Source organism: Pseudomonas sp. 05N433 (assembly GCF_056396925.1).
Genome location: NZ_JBFTML010000005.1, coordinates 1 through 19329, shown reverse-complemented (window position 1 = coordinate 19329; position 19329 = coordinate 1). Strand labels below are relative to the sequence as shown.

General features: G+C 59.6%; 18 protein-coding genes. 3 read left to right on the top strand and 15 right to left on the bottom strand.

All coding sequences use genetic code 11. From position 1 onward, the window contains the following. Window positions 1–224: 224 nt before the first annotated feature. From AC1DIS_RS03255 to AC1DIS_RS03240, 4 genes are all read right to left on the bottom strand, one after another. On the bottom strand, window positions 225–1007 hold the full coding sequence (locus AC1DIS_RS03255) for a MetQ/NlpA family ABC transporter substrate-binding protein (RefSeq protein ID WP_477744098.1): 783 nt from the start codon (window positions 1005–1007) through the stop codon (window positions 225–227). Window positions 1008–1268: 261 nt separating this feature from the next. Further along, window positions 1269–2201: a sigma 54-interacting transcriptional regulator gene (locus AC1DIS_RS03250; RefSeq protein WP_018929353.1), complete on the bottom strand. Its 933-nt coding sequence runs from the start codon at window positions 2199–2201 to the stop codon at window positions 1269–1271. A gap of 62 nt (window positions 2202–2263) precedes the next feature. Then, the gene (locus AC1DIS_RS03245; RefSeq protein ID WP_064615794.1) at window positions 2264–2845 is read right to left on the bottom strand and encodes an alpha/beta hydrolase; all 582 of its coding nucleotides are present in this window, start codon (window positions 2843–2845) and stop codon (window positions 2264–2266) included. A gap of 378 nt (window positions 2846–3223) precedes the next feature. After that, on the bottom strand, window positions 3224–4297 hold the full coding sequence (locus tag AC1DIS_RS03240) for a fatty acid desaturase (RefSeq protein WP_477744097.1): 1074 nt from the start codon (window positions 4295–4297) through the stop codon (window positions 3224–3226). A 100-nt stretch (window positions 4298–4397) separates the two neighbouring features. Between AC1DIS_RS03240 and AC1DIS_RS03235 the strand changes: the two genes are divergently transcribed. Then, on the top strand, window positions 4398–5402 hold the full coding sequence (locus tag AC1DIS_RS03235) for an AraC family transcriptional regulator (RefSeq protein WP_477780765.1): 1005 nt from the start codon (window positions 4398–4400) through the stop codon (window positions 5400–5402). Between the two features lie 64 nt (window positions 5403–5466). On the opposite strand, the gene AC1DIS_RS03230 is transcribed toward AC1DIS_RS03235, so the two are convergent. Then, on the bottom strand, window positions 5467–5832 hold the full coding sequence (locus AC1DIS_RS03230) for a response regulator (protein ID WP_019581708.1): 366 nt from the start codon (window positions 5830–5832) through the stop codon (window positions 5467–5469). 86 nt (window positions 5833–5918) lie between these two features. Then, window positions 5919–6605, bottom strand: a complete 687-nt coding sequence (locus AC1DIS_RS03225) for a Crp/Fnr family transcriptional regulator (RefSeq protein WP_477744096.1) — start codon at window positions 6603–6605, stop codon at window positions 5919–5921. An 84-nt stretch (window positions 6606–6689) separates the two neighbouring features. On the opposite strand from AC1DIS_RS03225, the gene AC1DIS_RS03220 reads away from it, so the two are divergent. Beyond that, window positions 6690–7208 (top strand): Mpo1 family 2-hydroxy fatty acid dioxygenase, encoded by a 519-nt coding sequence (locus AC1DIS_RS03220; RefSeq protein WP_477744095.1) that lies wholly within the window; start codon window positions 6690–6692, stop codon window positions 7206–7208. A 43-nt stretch (window positions 7209–7251) separates the two neighbouring features. On the opposite strand, the gene AC1DIS_RS03215 is transcribed toward AC1DIS_RS03220, so the two are convergent. The 9 genes from AC1DIS_RS03215 to dibA form a co-directional block, all read right to left on the bottom strand. Next, complete coding sequence (locus AC1DIS_RS03215; protein WP_477744094.1) at window positions 7252–9462, bottom strand: GMC family oxidoreductase; 2211 nt, start codon at window positions 9460–9462, stop codon at window positions 7252–7254. After that, the gene (locus tag AC1DIS_RS03210) at window positions 9459–9971 is read right to left on the bottom strand and encodes a hypothetical protein (protein WP_019581704.1); all 513 of its coding nucleotides are present in this window, start codon (window positions 9969–9971) and stop codon (window positions 9459–9461) included. The genes AC1DIS_RS03215 and AC1DIS_RS03210 overlap by 4 nt, the downstream gene beginning before the upstream one ends. Then, window positions 9961–11331, bottom strand: coding sequence for a hypothetical protein (locus AC1DIS_RS03205; protein ID WP_064615787.1), 1371 nt, complete (start codon window positions 11329–11331; stop codon window positions 9961–9963). Before AC1DIS_RS03205 ends, AC1DIS_RS03210 begins: the two co-directional genes overlap by 11 nt. A 270-nt stretch (window positions 11332–11601) precedes the next feature. Further along, a complete protein-coding gene (locus AC1DIS_RS03200; protein ID WP_018929361.1) occupies window positions 11602–12591 on the bottom strand; it encodes a sulfate/molybdate ABC transporter ATP-binding protein in 990 nt (329 codons plus the stop codon). A 3-nt stretch (window positions 12592–12594) separates the two neighbouring features. Next, window positions 12595–13464, bottom strand: coding sequence for a sulfate ABC transporter permease subunit CysW (cysW, locus tag AC1DIS_RS03195; protein WP_007941037.1), 870 nt, complete (start codon window positions 13462–13464; stop codon window positions 12595–12597). Between the two features lie 13 nt (window positions 13465–13477). Then, window positions 13478–14296: a sulfate ABC transporter permease subunit CysT gene (gene cysT, locus AC1DIS_RS03190; protein ID WP_477780764.1), complete on the bottom strand. Its 819-nt coding sequence runs from the start codon at window positions 14294–14296 to the stop codon at window positions 13478–13480. 71 nt (window positions 14297–14367) lie between these two features. Beyond that, window positions 14368–15381 carry a sulfate ABC transporter substrate-binding protein gene (locus AC1DIS_RS03185; RefSeq protein WP_018929363.1) on the bottom strand — a complete coding sequence of 338 codons (1014 nt, stop codon included), beginning with the start codon at window positions 15379–15381 and terminating at the stop codon, window positions 14368–14370. Between the two features lie 131 nt (window positions 15382–15512). Next, window positions 15513–15695 (bottom strand): sulfur starvation response protein OscA, encoded by a 183-nt coding sequence (gene oscA / locus AC1DIS_RS03180; protein WP_018929364.1) that lies wholly within the window; start codon window positions 15693–15695, stop codon window positions 15513–15515. Between the two features lie 311 nt (window positions 15696–16006). Beyond that, on the bottom strand, window positions 16007–17926 hold the full coding sequence (dibA, locus tag AC1DIS_RS03175; protein WP_477744093.1) for a phosphodiesterase DibA: 1920 nt from the start codon (window positions 17924–17926) through the stop codon (window positions 16007–16009). A 148-nt stretch (window positions 17927–18074) separates the two neighbouring features. Between dibA and desA the strand changes: the two genes are divergently transcribed. Further along, on the top strand, window positions 18075–19259 hold the full coding sequence (gene desA, locus AC1DIS_RS03170; RefSeq protein ID WP_018929366.1) for a delta-9 fatty acid desaturase DesA: 1185 nt from the start codon (window positions 18075–18077) through the stop codon (window positions 19257–19259). Window positions 19260–19329: the final 70 nt, after the last annotated feature.

Genomic DNA, 19329 nt, shown 5'->3' with positions numbered 1-19329 from the left:
GGCCAGACTCCCCCGGCCGAACCATCACAAGGAAGAGAACATGGCTGACGTAAAAGTGACGCCGCGGCTGGATCCGCAGGACATCGTGAAATTGCTGGTGGCGCTGCGCAGGGCGTTGAAGACGCGGGTGGCCTGAAATCTTTTGATCTTGGCGCAATAAAAAACGCCGACGCTATAGTAGCCATCGGCGTTTGAAACCTTGAAGGGTTCGAGACTGCAATCAATCAGAACGCCGGCAGTACCGCGCCGCTGTATTTCTTGTCGATGAACGCCTTCACTTCCGGGCTGGTCAGGGCCTTGGCCAGTTTCTGGATGGCAACGCTGTCCTTGTTGTCCGGACGTGCCACCAGGAAGTTCACGTAAGGCGAATCGGCACCTTCGATCACCAGCGCGTCTTTAGCCGGGTTGAGGCCCGCGTCCAGCGCGTAGTTGGTGTTGATCATGTCCAGATCGACCTGGTCCAGAACACGCGGCAGCATGGCCGATTCCAGTTCCTTGAACTTGAAATTGTGCGGGTTCTTGGCGATGTCTTTCGGGGTGGCCAAAGCGTTTTTCGGGTCTTTCAACTCGATCAGGCCAGCCTTCTGCAGCAGGATCAGGGCACGGCCGCTGTTGCTGCCTTCGTTCGGGATGGCGATGGTTGCGCCGTCCTTCAGCTCAGCCAGGGTTTTGACTTTCTTCGAGTAGCCGCCGAACGGTTCGACGTGCACGCCGATCACAGTCACCAGGTTCGTGCCTTTGCCTTCGTTGAAGCTTTTCAGGTACGGCAGGGTCTGGAAGTAGTTGGCGTCCAGACGCTTCTGATCGACCTGCACGTTCGGCTGAACGTAGTCGGTGAAGACTTTGATTTCCAGGTCCACGCCTTCTTTGGCGAGGGTAGGCTTGATCAGTTCAAGAATCTCGGCATGTGGAATCGGCGTCGCCGCAACCACCAGTTTCTCGCCAGCCTGGGCCTGGCCCGCGGTCAGGGCAGCCGCCAATGCGGTGAACAACAGAACCTTTTTCATGCAGTGTCCTTATCGAAAATCACGGTCGTCATCGACGACGGCTAAATGTTTAGGTGCCAGTGAAGTGCTATCGCTGGCGTGACGCGGACGATACCGGGATTTTTTATTCCCGAACAATATCTTTTATTCACTTTCATATTCCATTTTGTTCATACAGCCCCCCTTCCATAAATCCATGCACGACCCTGCAGGAGCGCGACTTGCCCACTAAGCCGTCCTCCAGACAGACCGAGTTGTCTGATTCGCGAGCAAGCTTCGCTCCTACAGAAGCCCCGTCGCTTTGAGCAGGTCTTTCAAGGCCTCTTTTTCGGCGGCGGAGCCGCTGCCGAGGATTTTTTTCAGTTGCTGCTCGATCTGTAGCAACGATGCAGGCGCCTCGGGCAGATTCAAATGCTCCGGCAAAATCTCATCGCCCGTACTCACCAGCAGCGCAAAGTGAATGACGTTCTCCAGCTCTCGGGTGTTGCCCGGCCAACTGTGTTGCTCCAGCAGATGCTGCGCCGCTTCGCTGATCAGTGGCACCGGCAGGTCGAGGCGCTGGCTGTAGATGCCGAGGAAGTATTCGGCCAGCGATAAAATATCGCCCACCCGCTCACGCAAGGCCGGCAGTTCGAGCTGGCCCTCGCTGAGGTAGTGATAAAGCCGCTCATGGAATTTTCCGGCCGCCACTGCCTGGGCCAGATCGATGCTGGTGGCCGCCACCAGACGCACGTCCACCGGGCTCGGCTGGTGCGCACCGACGCGGGTGACTTCGTGGTTTTCCAGGGCTGCGAGCAACTTGATCTGGATCGGCAGCGGCAGGTCGCCGATCTCGTCCAGGTACAAGGTGCCGCCGTTGGCCGAGCCGAACCAGCCGGCACGACTGCTGGCCGAACCGCTGTAACTGCCGGCGGCATAGCCGAACAGTTCAGCATCGGCGTAAGTCGGGCTGATCGCGCCGCAATTGACGGACACGAACAACCCGCCACGATCACTGGCGCGATGGATGTGCCGCGCCAGCAGTTCTTTACCGCTGCCGGTTTCACCGCGAATCAACACTGAGATCGAACGTGGCGCCAGCTGTTCCAGCTCCTGGCGCAACTGCCGGGAACGCGGATCGACAAACACCAGCGCCTTGGCACGGATGCTCAGCGGGCTTTTCTCCGCATCGGGAAAGGTCAGCAATGGCTGACCGAAGGTTTCATGCAAACTCATGGCAGACTCCCGCCCAAAACCGCCGGGAGACGGGGGCGATTTTTAAAGAAAAAGAATGAGGTTCAAGCGCGGCGCAGGGCGTGCTGCTCCATGCGGTTCTGCAGCCGATAAAGGTAGGCAAAACCCTGCTCCCAGCGCCGGTGACCGGACTTCACGTTGATGTGCCCGGCCCCCGATAAAATCCCCGCCTCGGCGCCCCACTGACGCGCCAGTTCAAGCGCGCGTGGCGCGCTCACGGCGGCGTCGTTGTCAGAGCTGACGACCTGGCTCGGGAACGGCAATAAATGGGTCGGGATCGGCGCAAAGTTGCGTAGGGCCGGCGCGCAGGCCGGGCGCTCGACGTCCGCCGGCGCGACCAGCAAGGCGCCGCGCACTTGACGCAAAAATTGCAGCGGCGCGGTGGCTGCCCAATGGGCAACGGTGATGCAACCCAGGCTATGGGCGATCAGGATCACAGGCGTGCTGTCGGCGGCAATCGCCTCGGCCAACGCTGCGACCCAGTCTTCACGACGAGGCGTCAGCCAGTCGGCCTGCTCCACCCGCGCGCTGTTTGGCAGACTGTTCTGCCAGTGGGTTTGCCAATGATCTTCTGGCGATCCTTGCCAGCCCGGCACAATCAGGTAGCGAATTGATTCGTTGCGCATGGGGGAGCTCTCCTGCTGTGTGTCTGTTCCTGATCGAGTATAGGGAGGAGAGTTATATTCGCTAAGGAATAAGAAGCTATTTATTAAGACCAATATCGAATATGCGTTTATCCAAAATAAAAAAGGGGCCGCACCCTGCCAAGGAGACGGCCCCGGAAACTCAAAATCTGTTTGCGCTGATCAACAATCCTGAAGCCGATGATTGGCGAAATCGGTTATCCAATAAAGGAATATTTAATTACTTTATTAGACCTAAATCACATATACGAATCATCTTCGGCAATCGCCGACCCCTCGCTGCTTGCGTCACAACTTAGCGTCCCTTTGGGTCAAATTGATGACGAGCGTTTTTCGCCTTTGAGTTTCCGGGTGCCTTGCTCAAACCTGAGCGGCATGCACTTGACGGGGTTCTGTGGTCGCCTTGTGCGCAAATCGGTTCGCCCGTGCAAACGTCCCGAAATCATTGAACCGAACCCCCATCTCACGCATCACCTCATGCGCCACCGGCACCGTCATCTGGCGGATGTAAAACGGCTCCTTCACCACAAAATGATGGATCCCGTGGCTGCTGCCGAAGTTGAAGCAGAACGCCTGCAACGGCCACAGCCACCAAGGGTTCAAGACCTGAGTCTGCTGAATCACATTCCCCGGCTCGACGTCACCGTAGTAGTGCATGTTCGAGCTGACAAAATGCAGGCAGAACGTGCGCAACACGTTCGGACCGATGATCACCACGACAGCGATGTCGATCACTTGCATCACCGCCAATGTCGTCGCCGACCATTCGATGGGCGCCCCCGATAGATGCGCGATGCCGTTGGCGGCGTGAAAACCGAGGAACACATACCACGCCCCCCAATGCATCAGCGCCAGCGGTGCGTAAACTTTCAGGGAGCGCTTGAGGATGCTGAACTTGTGCGCCCAGGTCTTGGCCCGCAGCATGCGGATAAGCGCCGACATCACGTTGTCGCCAACCATCAACAGCCGCGCAAAACCCCAGCGCTCACCGTTGGTGATCGCCCGCTCTTCCATGTCGGCTTCAGTGCCGGACACCTTGTGGTGGTTGAGGTGCAAATGGCGGCGGATCCACGGATTGATGGTGCTCGGCCGCGCCAGCCACACCAGGCCCATCATCAGGTTATGCGGCACCCGCTGTTTGCGAAAATACATGCTGTGGATCAGGTCATGCTCAAGTTCATGGGTCAACGAGGCGAAGAACGCGTTGACCAACAGGCATGCCCACCAGGCCATGTATCCGTTGATATAGAGCACTGCCGACCCGATCATCCCGGCCAGGGCGAAGGCCAGGATGCCCGCACCCAAGGCGTCCTGATGGTTGAGAATCGGGTAGCTCCGACGCAACTCGACGCCCTTGGCCAATACCACCTGGCGAATATGCGCTGATCGTTGTGCTGCATTCAGTCGCTGGGGACTTGCAGAAGTACCGTCCATGCTTCCATCCTTTGGTTATTGATGTTCGCATCCTGCCCTGTGATGCTTCACACAGCGGTAGCCGTGAACGCCAACCTGTTGACCGGACGCGCCAATCGACATGACTGAACCGACCTCCCTCGCCAGCTGGACCCGCGYCCTGCGCAAGCAGCTCGATGCGCTGGGCCTCGACAGCACCGCCCTGTGCCGACAGGCGGGGCTCGATCCGCAGTTGATGGACGACCCGAACGCCCGTTACCCGTTGTCCGGCACCACACGCCTGTGGGAAATCGCGGTGCAGGTCAGTGGCGACCCGGCGATTGGCTTGCGGGTGTCGCGGTTTGTCAGCCCGACCACGTTCCATGCGCTCGGGTATGCGTTGGTGGCCAGCGGCAGCTTGCGGGAAGTGTTCGAGCGCATCGTGCGTTATCACCAGGTGGTCAGCGATGCGCTGGACCTGGAGTTGACCCGCGCCGAGGATCGCTACCGCTTCCGCCTGAAAATCCCCCAAGGCAACCCCGCGCCAGCCTTCGAAGCCATCGACGCATTCGCGGCGATTTACGTGCGCACCTGCCGTAACCGGCTGGGCCGCGACTACGCGCCGCTGGCGGTTTATCTGCGCCGTCCGGAACCTGCCGACCCGCATCAATGGCACAAAGTGTTCCGTTCGCCGGTGTATTTCGCCGCCGAGGAAGACCGACTGGAATTCGCCCTGGTGGATTTCGACAGCCACCTGGACGACGCCAACCCGGAACTGGCCGAACACAACGAGACCGTGCTCAAACGCACCCTGGCGCAACTCAAGCCCCTGACCTGGGAGCGCAAGGTTCGCGACGCCATTGAAGAGCAACTGCCTGAGGGCGAACCGTCGGCCGATCGCATCGCCGAAGCACTGCACTTGAGCTTGCGCAGCCTGCAACGACACCTGGCGGACGAAGGTTGTCGGTTCGATACGCTGCTCAACGAAAGTCGGGAAAACCTGGCGCTGCTGCACCTGCGCGACCCGCAATGCTCGTTGAGCGAGGTCAGTTATCTATTGGGATTCGCCGACACCAGCAGCTTCAGCCGCGCGTTCAAGCGCTGGACGGGAATGACGCCGGGGCAGTTTCGGGATGGGTTGCGGTAATAGATTCCCAAGGCGTGTTGAGATTTCCGGCCCCATCGCAATTTCTCAAGCACCACTGAAACCGCTACCGCCCCCGATCCCGCCGCAACAGCTTGCGCACCCGCTTCACCAGCTCGCTGACGGTAAACGGCTTGAGCAGGTAATCATCCTCATGCAGCTCCAACCCGCGCAACCGGTCCTCGATGCCGTCCGTGGTGGTGAGCAATAGCACCGGCGTATCGCCGAGCTTGCGGATCTGCTGCAGCAACTGCCAGCCGTTGAGCCCCGGCAGCATCACGTCGAGGATGATCAATTCATATTCGCCAGACTCGATGAAGCGCCGGCCGTCCATGCCATTGAGCGCTACATCCACCGCATAACTCGCTTCGCTCAGGCCTTTGGCCAGGAGGCTGGCGGTCTCGGGTTCGTCTTCCACTAACAGCACACGCATGGCACACCTCGATTGTCGTCTTCACAGGCTAGGCGCGTTCGTGGACAAAGCCCATCAATAAAATCGACAGCGCCTGCAAGTGCACATCAAACCACCGCCAACGCCCGCAACCGCCGCGCATCCAGAATCTCGATCTCGCCATACCTGAGATTCAGAATCCCCTGCCCCTGCAAGTCCTTGAGGATCTGGTTGGTGGTCTGGCGCGACAACGACAGCATCGACGCCAATTGCTCTTGCGGCAGTTGCAGAACGCGGCGCGGCAGGTCGATTTCACCATAGCCCTCGGCGATCATCAGCAAGCGATGGGCCAGGCGCGCCGGGGCTGGCATCAGGCTCAGCTGTTCGAGGTTGATGAAGGTCAGGCGCAGTTTGTGGCTCATCAGCAATGCCAGTTGCTGCCAGTACACCGGGTGTTCGTCGAGCAATGCCAGCAGCGCTGTTTGCGGGATGTGCAACAGAATGCACTGGCCCACGGCGTAGGCATCATGGGTTCGCGGCTGGCCATCGAACAGGCAGATTTCGCCGAACCAGTGCGGCGGTTCCACCAGGCTTAGCAGCGCTTCCTTGCCCTGCTCATTCACCGCGCCAATGCGCACCGAACCTTCAAGCACCGCATACAACCCGCACGGGGGATCACCGCGTTTGAACAGCAGTTGCCCCGGTGACAGCCGCCGAATCCTGGCGATTGCCAGCAGACTATCCTGTAAGGAAACAGGCAAGTGACTGAACCATTGCCCCGTCATCAGGCGCGAACGCCAAACCTGCATGTCCATGAAAACTCCTGGAGATTGTCGCCTGCCTGACAGAGCGAGAGATGAACCCGGGGCATCATCAATCACCCTACAGGAGGAATAACAATGAAAAGCCTCGTTGACCATCTCAGTCAATACGCCGCCTACCACCGTGATCCGCGCAATATCGCCAGCCACTTCGTGGGCATTCCCCTGATCGTCGTGGCGGTCGCGGTGTTGCTGTCGCGTCCGCAATGGGCCGGGGGCTGGCTGTCACCGGCAGTGCTGGTGTCACTGATGTCGGCGTGGTTTTACCTGCGCCTGGAACTGCGGCTGGGGGGGCTGATGACGGTATTGCTGGGTCTGTCGGTCTGGCTGGGGCATATGCTTGCGCAGCAGAGCACATTCGTCTGGCTTGGCGCCGGCATCGGGATGTTTGTGGTGGGCTGGGCGATACAGTTTGTCGGTCATCATTACGAGGGGCGCAAACCGGCGTTTGTCGATGATGTGACGGGGTTGATTGTCGGGCCGTTGTTTGTGGTGGTGGAAGCAGGCTTCCTGCTGGGGCTTCGGACCGAGCTGAAACGAGCCATCGAAGAACGCGCCGGGCCAGTGGCCTTGCGCAATCAACGCTCCGCCGCCTGAGAAAAAGAGCGGTAACGGATTGATACCGTTACCGCTCCAGGTTTCACAGCGTGCCGAACTCGACCCGAACCGTCAGTGCACCGAGGTTGTCCTTCAAACCCGCACCGTAGAGGCCTAGCAGGTCATCATTGATACACAACTGCAGCTCGCCTTGCTGGCCGGCCGGAATCTGCGCCAGATCGCCGATCAGGAAGGGAATGCCAAAGTCACCAACACGGCCGATCAAAGCACCTTCGGCGGCCCCCATCAGCGTATAGCCGAACTTGGCGATGTAGTTCGGATTGCCCTTTCCATCCACCCAATTACCCTCCGGGCTGGCGCACCATAAGCCAAGGACACAACGAGCCAGACGTGGAACCAGACCGTTGATCTGTACACCGGTGCCCTGCCAGGGCAGATTGGCCAGAACCTCCACCGTCGCAGCCTTCAGGTCGTTGGCCAGCGTATCCCCGGCCTGGAACGACAACGCAGCAATCGTCAGGCTCGGGTTCGAAGTGCCGGTGCTGGGGAAGACACCATCGCCCACCAGGAACAGGTTCTTGTGGTCCCAACTGCGCTGGTATTTGTCGACGACCGATTTGGTTGGATCATCGCCCATGCGATAGGTCCCCATCAGGTGTCCGGCGCCCTGGAAACTGTAGGGCTCATTGTCATAGGTGAACGTCCCGGGCGTGAGAGGCTTCGTCAGCTCCACCGCGCCGAGCAGTTCGGTGATGATGTGAGTCGCCAACTTCTTCGCCTGCTTGAAGCCCTCCTTGGTGTATTTGGACAGGTCATAGTGAATTTCCGGCCGGGGAATGCCGAGCCGGTCCTTGTACTCGGTCGACGGCACGATGTAACACGTGGGGTGATCGGGATCGTCCTCGACCTGCTCCACCAGAAACGCGATCCGGAACTGACGGATGAACAAGTCGTTGAGCTTTTGAACCAATGCTGTCCCATAGAGCACTTGCTGTGGTTTCAAGGCCGGCGGTAGCGGGTTGGTTTGACTGTGATTCGCCCCGTCGATGAAGTCAGCCACGGTGGTGTAAGGATCGGTGGCCGGCCAGTTCCAGCCCTCGTTACCGATTTCGATGCGCCACGCCGCTCGAGATGTGCGAAAGTCACCGTCACGCAAACTCTCGATGCCCGCCGTGGACAGAGGACCCCGGTACGGAAAAACCGCCTTGCCTTCAGGCATCAGCCCCCATGCCAGGTAGATCGGGTGATCGGCCAGGCTGCGTCCCACCTGTCCACTGCTGTTGGCCACACCTTTGGGCCAGGCATCGCTGACCGAGTTGAGCAATAACTTGGGTGTCTCGATGGCATGGGCGGCGATCACATAACGCTGCCCGATAGCGACGCCGGTTCCAGTGACCGGGCCGTCGCCAAGCTGATACTGAATGAATTCGATACCGTTGATATTGCTGTCCGCCCCGACGGTCACTTTGCTCGCCACGGTTCGGTACAACACCTTGACCTTGCCGGTGGCCAGGGCCTTGTTCATTGTCACTGTCGCATCGTACTTGGCCTGGATCGGACAGATCGGTGTGCAGTTGGTGTTGCCGGCACACACCCGGCGCCCCGCGTAAGGTTGGGAATTGCGCCCGGCGGGCGTCGGACTGACCACCAGCGGCAAGCCGTCGAACATCTGCCCCGTCACGGCCGTGACAAAACTGCCATCGACCAGCGACAACGGAATGCTATGCATCGGGAATGAATAACCTTCGGGAAAGGTCATGCCCAGATAGGCCTGGTCGGCGACATTGGCCGCCACGCCGATTTCCGCCTCGGCCCGGCAGTAGGCACTTTGCAGATCGTCGTAGCCGATAGGCCAGTCCACCCCGACGCCGTATTTTGATTTCAGGCGAAAATCGTTCGGCACCATGCGCAGACATGTCCCGACCCAATGCCAGGTGGTGCCRCCGCCGACCCGTTCATAGGTGCTGGTGAAGGGCATCGGGCCTTTCTGTACCAGATAGCTGATCGCCGGTTTGTCCCAGCCCAGGATCAAATCGGCGATGGTCGCACGCGGGGCGTTCTCGTTGGCCGGATCACGCGGCGTGTCCAGGCTCGTCACCGGTGGGTACGGGGCCTCGGGGGTTTTCAGCGTGGACGTATAGAAGCGCTCCAGGTATTGAGCACGGTTGGCCGGGATTTCCGGGCCTGATTCGAGCACCAGCACATCCACCCCAGCCATGCCCAGTTGATAAGCGATGATGCTGCCGGCCAGCCCCGCGCCAACGATCACTACGTCCGCTTGTTCGGTACTCATGACAAGGCTCCTTGCTGTCCGCTGGCGGGTACCCCGGTGTAATCCTCAAGGCTCGGCGGCGTGGTGTTCCAATAGCCGAAAAACATCTCGCTGTATCCCATGGGATGGGCCTGGGCAATTTTCCAGGCCCAGCTGTTGATGTAGGCCTGATCGGACACCACCATCGAGTCGGTCGATTTGTAGCTCCCGGTGGCATAGGGCTGATACCAGACACCCAACAACCACAGTTTCATGATTGAACGCGCTGCTCGGGCGGTTTGCGTGGTCGCCGGTTGCGCCCCATCCATCAGCACCGCCTGGGCGATCCGGTCCGGAGGCTCAAGGTCCGCCGCCATCGTGGCGTACTGAGTCAGCAAGGCGTTGAGCACATCAGGCGTGATGCGCGGCGTGATGAACTCGAGAAAGATCGGCGGCAAGCCCACCTGATCGATGGCCGGCGCCAGTCGATCAGCGGGAATGCCGGTGAGGGCCGATGAAAGGCCAATGAAGTTTTGCAGATCACTGCTCATGGCTGACTCCTTGTCCACCCGTGGACTGTGCGCGTTCAAGCAGGTAGGTGAAATCCGCGAAGCTGGTGCGCGGGGATTCGGTGACATGGGTGGCCGCATTGCCGTGACACGCCATGCAGCTGGAAGACGCCTGGGGCACGGTGCCCTGGATATAGGTTTCCAGCGTGGCGTTGGCCAGGAACAAGGGCGCGGGACTGCCCAGTGGGTTGGTCGCCGATATCTGGCAATTGGGCTGTGGAGGGGCTGACGGCCACTGGGTGCTGATCAATTGATAGTTCGCCCACACGCTCTGCGGATTGACCGTTCGCAGCAGGGCCTGGTACGTGGTGTTCAGCTTTTTGGTGGCGTCGGTCAGCGGCGCGTCACGCTCGATCTGCGAGGGCGTCGCCTTGACTGCCGGGTTCCACGGCCGTGGCGGAGGCTGGTTGACGTCGCTCTTGCTGTTGACGTTGTAGAACAGGTACGGGCCCACCCGCTGCTCAGGAGGCGTGGATTTCTCCGGTACGTTTTTCACATGTTCAAAGGTTGACCAGACCCACTGCGCGGCATTGGCGGTCTTATGAACGATGTGCAACCCCACCAGCCCGACCGGCTCGGATACACACGACTCCTCGACAATCGGCCCATGACTCGGATCGTTGTTGCCCGGTGTATAGACCAGTGCATCGACGGTGTGGAAATCCTGTCGGCGATCATTGGGGCCAAGCACTTTCCACGACGCCTTCACCATCACCGCACCGACCTGCTTCGTCTCAGCCGAGCCACAGCTGAAAGCCACGGCGTTGCTCGGGCTCGCTGCGAAAAACTTCTGCTGGCCTTCGATGCTGTACAGCCCGTTGTTGACGATCCCGTCGAACATCGATTGGTTGACCACGATTTCGTTGCGCGTATAGACGCCGTTCTGATCCACCAGCGGGCCACTCTCGAAGGGCTGGATAAACTCATTCAGCACATCGGGCACCTTCCCCATTTGCTGCAGGAGACGACCAGGCTTGAGCGACTTGCACGCTTCGGGGAGGGTTGCCGGGGCATTCCAGGGCAGCGGTGTCTGGCCCTTGGCCCGGAATATCTGGTAGCTCTCTTTCCAGCTTTCCCACACCGTGGCCCCATCCTGCTTGCCGATGGGGGTGCCGGTATTTGGATCGCCATTGTCCAGCGCCGGCCAGCTCAGGGCGATGAAGGTCTGCCACGACAAGTCATCGAAATCGGCCTGCAGGCTGGGCAGAGAAACCGGTTGGGTAACCGTGACATCAAAGGGTATCTGCGGCGACAGTGAGGGGGCGGCAATGGCGGACGAGCCCAACAAAGCGCTCAACAAGGCACAGCCAAACGGGCCATGCCGACTGACTTCCATTCTCATGCTTTATCTCCTTGGCATCAGGGCGCCAGGAGATAACACCGGTCCGTCATGGACTCTCACTGCCTCCTGGCAAGTCAGAGTCTAGGTAGGGTTTGAGGCAAAAAAATCACGGGGGTAGAACCGATCGAAGCAAGGTCAGTTGGTGTTATTACAGATTGGGTGGGGTGTTCTTGGAGACGCCATCGCGAGCAAGGACTTTGGGTTGCCGACAGAGTTTGTGGTCAACACCAATCCACTGCTGGAACGAGCCTGCTCGCGATGCTTTGGCCCTTAAATGTTGGCGACTTTCTGCCAGACCTTGGGTTTGAAGAACAACGTCTCACCCTTCGTCAATCCAACCAGGCTGTCGTGATCCTTCACCACTTCAGCTTCAATCAACTCGCTCTGGCCTTCGACCTTCAGCGTCACCCGCGTGGTGGCGCCCAACGGACGAATATCCCGCACTTCAGCGGCGTGGTGGTCTTCCAGTTCATGCCGCGACAGCGACACTTCGTGTGGACGGAACAGTACGTGCCGGTCTTCGCCCAAATGCAGACGGTTCGAATCGCCGAGGAAGTGATAGACGAAATCGCTGGCCGGATTTTCGTAGACGTCGCCCGGTGAACCGATCTGCTCGATCACCCCCTTGTTCATCACCACGATCCGGTCGGCAACTTCCATCGCTTCTTCCTGGTCGTGGGTCACGAATACCGAGGTCAGGTTGATGTCCTCGTGCAGCCGCGCGAGCCAGCGACGCAATTCTTTACGGACCTTGGCATCGAGTGCACCAAAAGGCTCGTCGAGCAGCAGCACTTTCGGCTCCACCGCCAGGGCGCGGGCCAACGCGATGCGCTGACGCTGGCCGCCGGAGAGTTGTTCCGGGTAGCGATCGGCCAACCAGTCCAGTTGCACCATGTTCAGAAGTTCGTGGACTTTCACCGCGATCTGGCTTTCGTTCGGACGCTGGTTTTTCGGCTTCATACGCAGGCCGAACGCAACGTTGTCGAACACCGTCATATGGCGGAACAAGGCGTAGTGCTGGAACACGAAACCGACGTTGCGATCACGCACGTCGTGGCCGGAAACATCTTCGCCGTGGAACACGATGTTGCCCTGATCCGGGGTTTCCAGGCCGGCGATGATTCGCAGCAATGTGGTCTTGCCGCAGCCGGACGGCCCCAGCAGCGCCACAAGTTCGCCGCTTTGAATGTCCAGGCTGATGTTGTCCAGCGCCTTGAACGCGTGGAAGTTCTTGCTGACGTTACGCACTTCGATCGACATGACTTATTCCTCCGCGGCGCTGGCGCGCAGGCGGTTAATACGGTTTTCGCTCCACTGCTTGAGCAGCAGGATGAAGAGCGCCAGGATCAGCAACAGGCTCGCCACGGCGAACGCGGCCACGTGGTTGTATTCGTTGTAGAGAATCTCGACGTGCAGCGGCAAGGTGTTGGTCACCCCGCGAATGTGCCCGGACACCACCGACACCGCCCCGAACTCACCCATGGCCCGCGCGGTACACAGCACCACGCCATAGATCAGGCCCCATTTGATGTTCGGCACGGTGACGTGCCAGAACATCTGCCAGCCATTGGCGCCAAGCAAACGCGCGGCCTCTTCCTCCTGGGTACCTTGTTCCTGCATCAGCGGGATCAGCTCACGGGCCACGAACGGCACGGTGACGAAAATCGTCGCCAGCACGATGCCCGGCAAGGCGAAGACGATCTGGATGTCGTGATCCTGCAACCATGGGCCGAACAAGCCCTGGGCGCCGAACATCAGCACGTAGACCAGACCTGCGATCACCGGCGACACCGAGAACGGCAAGTCGATCAGGGTCACCAGCATGCTCTTGCCGCGGAACGAGTATTTGCTCACGCACCACGCCGCGCTGACACCGAACACCAGGTTCAGCGGCACCGAAATCAACACCGCAATCACCGTGAGTTTCAGGGCCGACAACGCGTCCGGCTCAAAGATCGCGGTGAAGAACGCCCCCAGGCCCAGCTTCAGGCCCTGGGACACCACGATGAACAGCGGCAGTAACAGAAACAGCGCAAAGATCAGCCAGCCGAGGCCAATGAGGATTCGCCGCGAAGCAGCACTGCCACGGCGGGCGGCGTTCGAGGAGGCCGCTGCAATAGACGATTGGGACATTTTTCGCGCCTCCTTATGGGGTTTCGATGCGCCGCTGCAACAAGTTGATCAGCAGCAACAGGACAAAGGAAACCACCAGCATCAGTACACCAATGGAGGTGGCGCCGGTGTAATCGTACTGGTCGAGTTTGACCATGATCAGCAGCGGCAGAATTTCGGTTTTCATTGGCATGTTGCCAGCGATGAAAATCACCGAACCGTACTCRCCGACCCCACGGGCAAAGGCCAAAGCGAAACCGGTCAGCCAGGCCGGGAGCAGCGCCGGCATCAGAATATGGCGGAAAACCTGCAACGGATTTGCCCCCAGGCACGCCGCCGCCTCCTCCACTTCACGGGGGATATCGGCCAGTACAGGCTGTACCGTACGTACTACGAATGGAAGTGTTACAAAAGTCAGCGCCAGGGTGATGCCGAGGGGGGTATACGCGATCTTGAAACCCAGGTCCGCCGCGAACTGACCCACCAGGCCGGTGGGGGTGTACAGCGCGGTCAACGCGATACCGGCCACGGCAGTGGGCAATGCGAAGGGCAGATCGATCATCGCATCGATGACTTTGCGCCCCGGGAAGGTGTAGCGCACCAGCACCCAGGCCAGCAGCGTGCCGATCACGCCGTTGATGATCGCGGCGTACAACGCGGTGCCGAAGCTCAGCTTMAACGCGGCCAGCACTCGAGGTGCCGAGATGATTGCCCAGAACTGGTCCCAGGTCAGTTGAGCGGCATGCACGAACATCGCCGCCAGTGGAATGAGCACAATCAGGCTGAGGTACACCAAGGTGTAGCCCAGCGTCAGCCCGAAGCCGGGTATGACGGGGGAGATACGACGCGACATAAAAGTCCTTGGTTGAAAACGCACTAAGCCCCGACGGCAAGATCGGGGCCCGTTGGCAGATCTATTTCAGGCTACTGCGCCTGGTAAATCTGGTCGAACACGCCACCGTCATTGAAGAATTTCGGCTGGGCGGTTTTCCAGCCGCCGAAGTCCTTGTCGATGGTCACCAGTTCCAGGGTCGGGAACTGTTTGGCGTACTTGGCAGCTACGTCCTTGTCACGTGGACGATAGAAGTTTTTCGCCGCAATTTCCTGGCCGGCCGGGCTGTACAGGTGCTTGAGGTACGCTTCGGCGATTTCGGTGTTGCCCTTTTTCTCGGCGTTCTTGTCGACCACGGCCACCGGTGGCTCGGCAAGGATCGACAGCGAAGGCACGACGATGTCGAACTTGTCGGCGCCGCCGTCTTCTTTCAAGGCCAGGAAAGCTTCGTTTTCCCAGGCCAGCAACACGTCGCCCTGACCGTTGTTGACGAAAGTGATGGTCGAACCGCGAGCACCGGTATCCAGCACAGGCACGTGCTTGAACAGGGTCTGCACATACTCTTTGGCCTTGGCTTCGTTACCGCCATTGGCTTTCAGGCCATAGGCCCAGGCCGCGAGGAAGTTCCAGCGTGCACCGCCGGAGGTTTTCGGGTTCGGGGTGATGACTTCCACACCGTTCTTGGTCAGGTCGCCCCAGTCCTTGATGCCTTTCGGGTTGCCCTTGCGCACCAGGAACACGATGGTCGAGGTGTAAGGCGTGCTCGCTTCCGGCAGACGCTTCTGCCAGTCAGCCGGCAGGCTCTTGCCGAGCTTGGCGATTTCGTCGATGTCGCCGGCCAGGGCCAGGGTCACCACGTCGGCCCGCAGACCGTCGATCACCGCCCGGCCCTGCTTGCCTGAGCCACCGTGGGACTGCTGGATCTTCACGTTGTCGCCAGCGTGGTCTTTCTTCCAGAAGTTGATGAACTCGGCGTTGTAGTCCTGATACAGCTCGCGGGTCGGGTCATACGACACGTTGAGCAGTTCGTAATCCTTGGCAACCGCGGAACCAGCAAAAAGGGCACTGGCCAGGGCGGCCAACGCAAAATGGCGAATCGACGACATGGTGAAAGCTCCTGGAATTCTTGGTGTGGTGGCTTTTTCTTATGGTCTGGAACGGGTTGCCTGACTCAAGGATCGAAGCCTTCGACGCTCCCGTAGGAGCCGCCGAAGGCTGCGATCTTTTGATCTTTGCTTCAGCTCGACTTGTTGCCCGGATGCTGCAAACGGAATTTCTCTTTGCGTTCGATCTGTACCACCTGGGCGTTGTGCACGGTGATTTCCACCGCGCCAAAGCGCAGATCGCGCAACGCGCTCTGGATCTCGCGCAAAATGGTGGCTTCGTCCTGCCCGTCAACACTGCGTAGGGATGCGCTCATGGTGCTGCTCCTTTAATGAGATATGCCTGGCAGTGGCGGGCACTGCGTACGGCGTGAGAGCAATAGTAGATAGGCGCAGATATTCTTAAAAAGACTATTTAAGAATGTTTATATAACCAGAATGCATTATTTGATGGGACAAGGGATTGCGGGGGATCTACTATTTTCAGGGCCACACAAAACCCTGTGGCGAGGGGGCTTGTCGGAACGCCGCACCGCCCCGTTCGGCTGCGTAGCAGACGCAAAGATTTGGGGCCGCTACGCGCCCCAACGGGGGCAAGCCCCCTCGCCACAAGAAGCAGTTCAGGCACTCATCCAATCACCGGCGCCCGAACCCAATCCAAGGACGCCGCCGGTACAGGTCGCCCAAACCAGTAGCCCTGCCCCAGATCGCAATCGTGCTCAAGCAGGAAAGCCGCCTGTTCGACCTGCTCGATCCCCTCGGCATGCACCTGCATTCCCATGCTTTGCGCCAACGCAACGATCACCCGCGCGATCGCCGCGTCATCCTCATCACCCGGCAAGCCTGCGACGAATCCCTGATCGATCTTGAGTTTTTGCACCGGTAAACGCTTGAGTCGCAGCAACGACGAATAGCCCGTGCCGAAGTCATCGATGGCCAGCCGCACGCCTAACTCACGCAAGCGATGCATCTGCTCCAGCGCCACTTCCGGATCCTCCATCACCGCGCTTTCGGTGACTTCCAGCTCCAGATACGCCGGATCCAGCCCGGTGTCGTGCAGCACCTGAGCCACCTGCTGGTACAACTCACGGCGAGCGAACAGGCGCGAAGAAACGTTCACCGCAACAAACGACAACACCACGCCTGCGGCGTGCCACTGGCACATTTGCTGACAGGCCTGGCGCATGACCCAGGCATCGATCTCGGCAATCAACCCGGTGCGTTCAGCAATGGGGATGAACTCAGCCGGTGACACCAGCCCGCGCTGTGGATGCTCCCAGCGCACCAGGGCTTCGACGCCGATCAGACGGCTGGTTTTGAGGTCGTGCACGGGTTGGTAATAAACCCGCAACTCTTGCTGCTCCAGTGCTCGGCGCAATTCGAACGCAATCTCGACACGTTGCTGGGCATGCGCGGTCAGCTCTTCGGTGTAGAGGGCATAGCTGTCGCGACCGGCGCTCTTGGCCTTGAACAGTGCCGAGTCGGCATTGCGCAACAGTTGCTCGGCGCTCAACGCATCGCTGGGGAACAGGCTGATGCCGACACTGGCGTTGATGAACAACGAATGCCGGTCAATCTCAAACCGCTCCTTGAGACCATCGATGACCCGCTGGGCCAGCGCCGCGGCATGCCCCGGTTGCGGGCAATTTTCAGCCAACAGGGCAAATTCGTCGCCACTGAGCCGCGCCAGGGTGATGCCCGGGCCGAACAAGGTGTTCAGACGCTCAGCCACGCCCTTGAGCAATTGATCACCAACACTGTGACCGAGGCTGTCGTTGATCAATTTGAAGTGATCAAGGTCGATCATCAGCAACGCACAACCGCGCTTATGGGCCTGCGCCGAGGCCACAGCCTGCCCGGCACGGTCGGTAAACAGCAGGCGATTGGGCAGATCGGTCAGCGGATCGTGGTGGGCCAGGCGCGTCAGTTCATGCTCGGAGTTCTTGATCGCACTGATGTCGGAAAACACCGCAACGTACTGGCTGAGCCGCCCCTGATCGTCATGAACGAGGCGGATCGTCTGCCATTGCGGGTAAATCTCGCCGCTTTTGCGACGATTCCAGATTTCCCCGCTCCACTCGCCGAGGCTGTCGAGTGTCGCGAACATCGACTGGTAGAAACCCGGCGGGTGATGGCCCGACTTGAACATGCTCGGTCGCTGACCCAACACTTCCTCACACTGGTAGCCGGTGATTTCCATGAACGCCCGGTTCACATGGACGATCAGCCCTTTGTTATTGGTGACTAGCACCCCTTCGCGGGTGCAATCGAACACCGCGGCCGCCTGTCGCAAACGCTCCCGGTCGGCATTACGCTCACGCAATTTGGCGCCGACGCCCAGGCAGCGAAACAAACGTGCCCGCGCGATGAAAATCAGCCCGGCACTGAAGGCCACCCAGGCATAACCGTTGATCAGTTGCCAGCGCAGCAGGTCGGTGGAGTTATCGAAGAAACTGTTCAATAAATAACCACTGAACTGAAGCCAGACTACGGAAAGCACCAGATAAAGTAGCGCTGCACGCAAGGCATCGCGATATGTGGCTGACATTCGAGCGTCCATGCCCCTACAAAAAAGACTGGAATTATAGATTAAAGAAACATCCGGCCACTCTTATCTGAAAGGGCGACTGGTTTTATCTGTGGGCTAAGTGATAATGCGACGGCTGTTTTTTTCTTTATCGAGGGTCCTATAGGCTATGTGGTACGAAGGTTTTCTTGGCTTATCGCCCTGGTCACTGGTGGCAGTCACCCTGCTGATGACCCACGTCACGATCGTCGGCGTCACGGTCTATCTGCATCGCTATTCAGCCCATCGCTCGCTTGAGCTGAATGCCGGCCTGAAACATTTCTTCCGCTTCTGGCTGTGGCTGACCACGGCGCAGAACACCCGCGAGTGGACCGCTATCCACCGCAAGCATCACGCCAAATGCGAAACCGTCGATGACCCGCACAGCCCGGTCATCAAGGGCTTGTCCACCGTTCTGCGCAAAGGTGCCGAGCTGTACCGCGCCGAAGCGGAAAACCCCGAGACCCTGCGCATCTACGGCAAGAACTGCCCCGAAGACTGGATCGAACGCAACCTCTACAGCCGTTTCCCGCTGCTGGGCGTGGCGATCATGGGCGTCATCGACCTGCTGCTGTTCGGCACCATCGGCATCACCATCTGGGCCATCCAGATGATGTGGATCCCGGTCTGGGCCGCCGGCGTGGTCAATGGCCTGGGCCATGCCATCGGCTACCGCAACTTCGAATGCCGCGATGCGGCGACCAATCTGGTGCCCTGGGGCATCCTGATCGGCGGTGAAGAACTGCATAACAACCATCACACCTACCCTAACTCGGCCAAACTGTCGGTGAAGAAGTGGGAGTTCGACCTCGGCTGGGCCTGGATCCAGGTCTTCAGCTTCCTGCGCCTGGCCAAGGTCCAGCGGGTTGCGCCGATCGCCCACCGTGTCGAAGGCAAAGGCAACCTGGACATGGACACCGCCATGGCGATCCTCAACAACCGCTTCCAGATCATGGCCCAGTACCGCAAGCTGGTGATCGCGCCGCTGGTCAAGCAAGAGCTGGAAAAGGTCGATCACTCGGTCCGCCACCAGTTCCACCGGGCCAAACGCCTGCTCTCGCGGGAAACCAGCCTGCTGGACGACAAGCACCACCTGCGCATCCAGACCATGCTCGAGCACAGCCAGGCGCTGAAGGTAATTTACGAGAAACGCCTGGCCCTGCAGCAGATCTGGGTCAAGACCAGCTCAAATGGTCACGACATGCTGGCCGCCATCAAGGATTGGGTACACGAGGCCGAGGCCAGCGGGATTCAATCCCTGCGCGACTTCGCCGACCAACTGAAAACCTACTCCCTGCGCCCCGCCACTGCCTGACCCTGAATCAAGGGCACCGTGGCGAGGGAGCTTGCTCCCGCTCGGCTGCGCAGCAGCCGCAATACCTGAC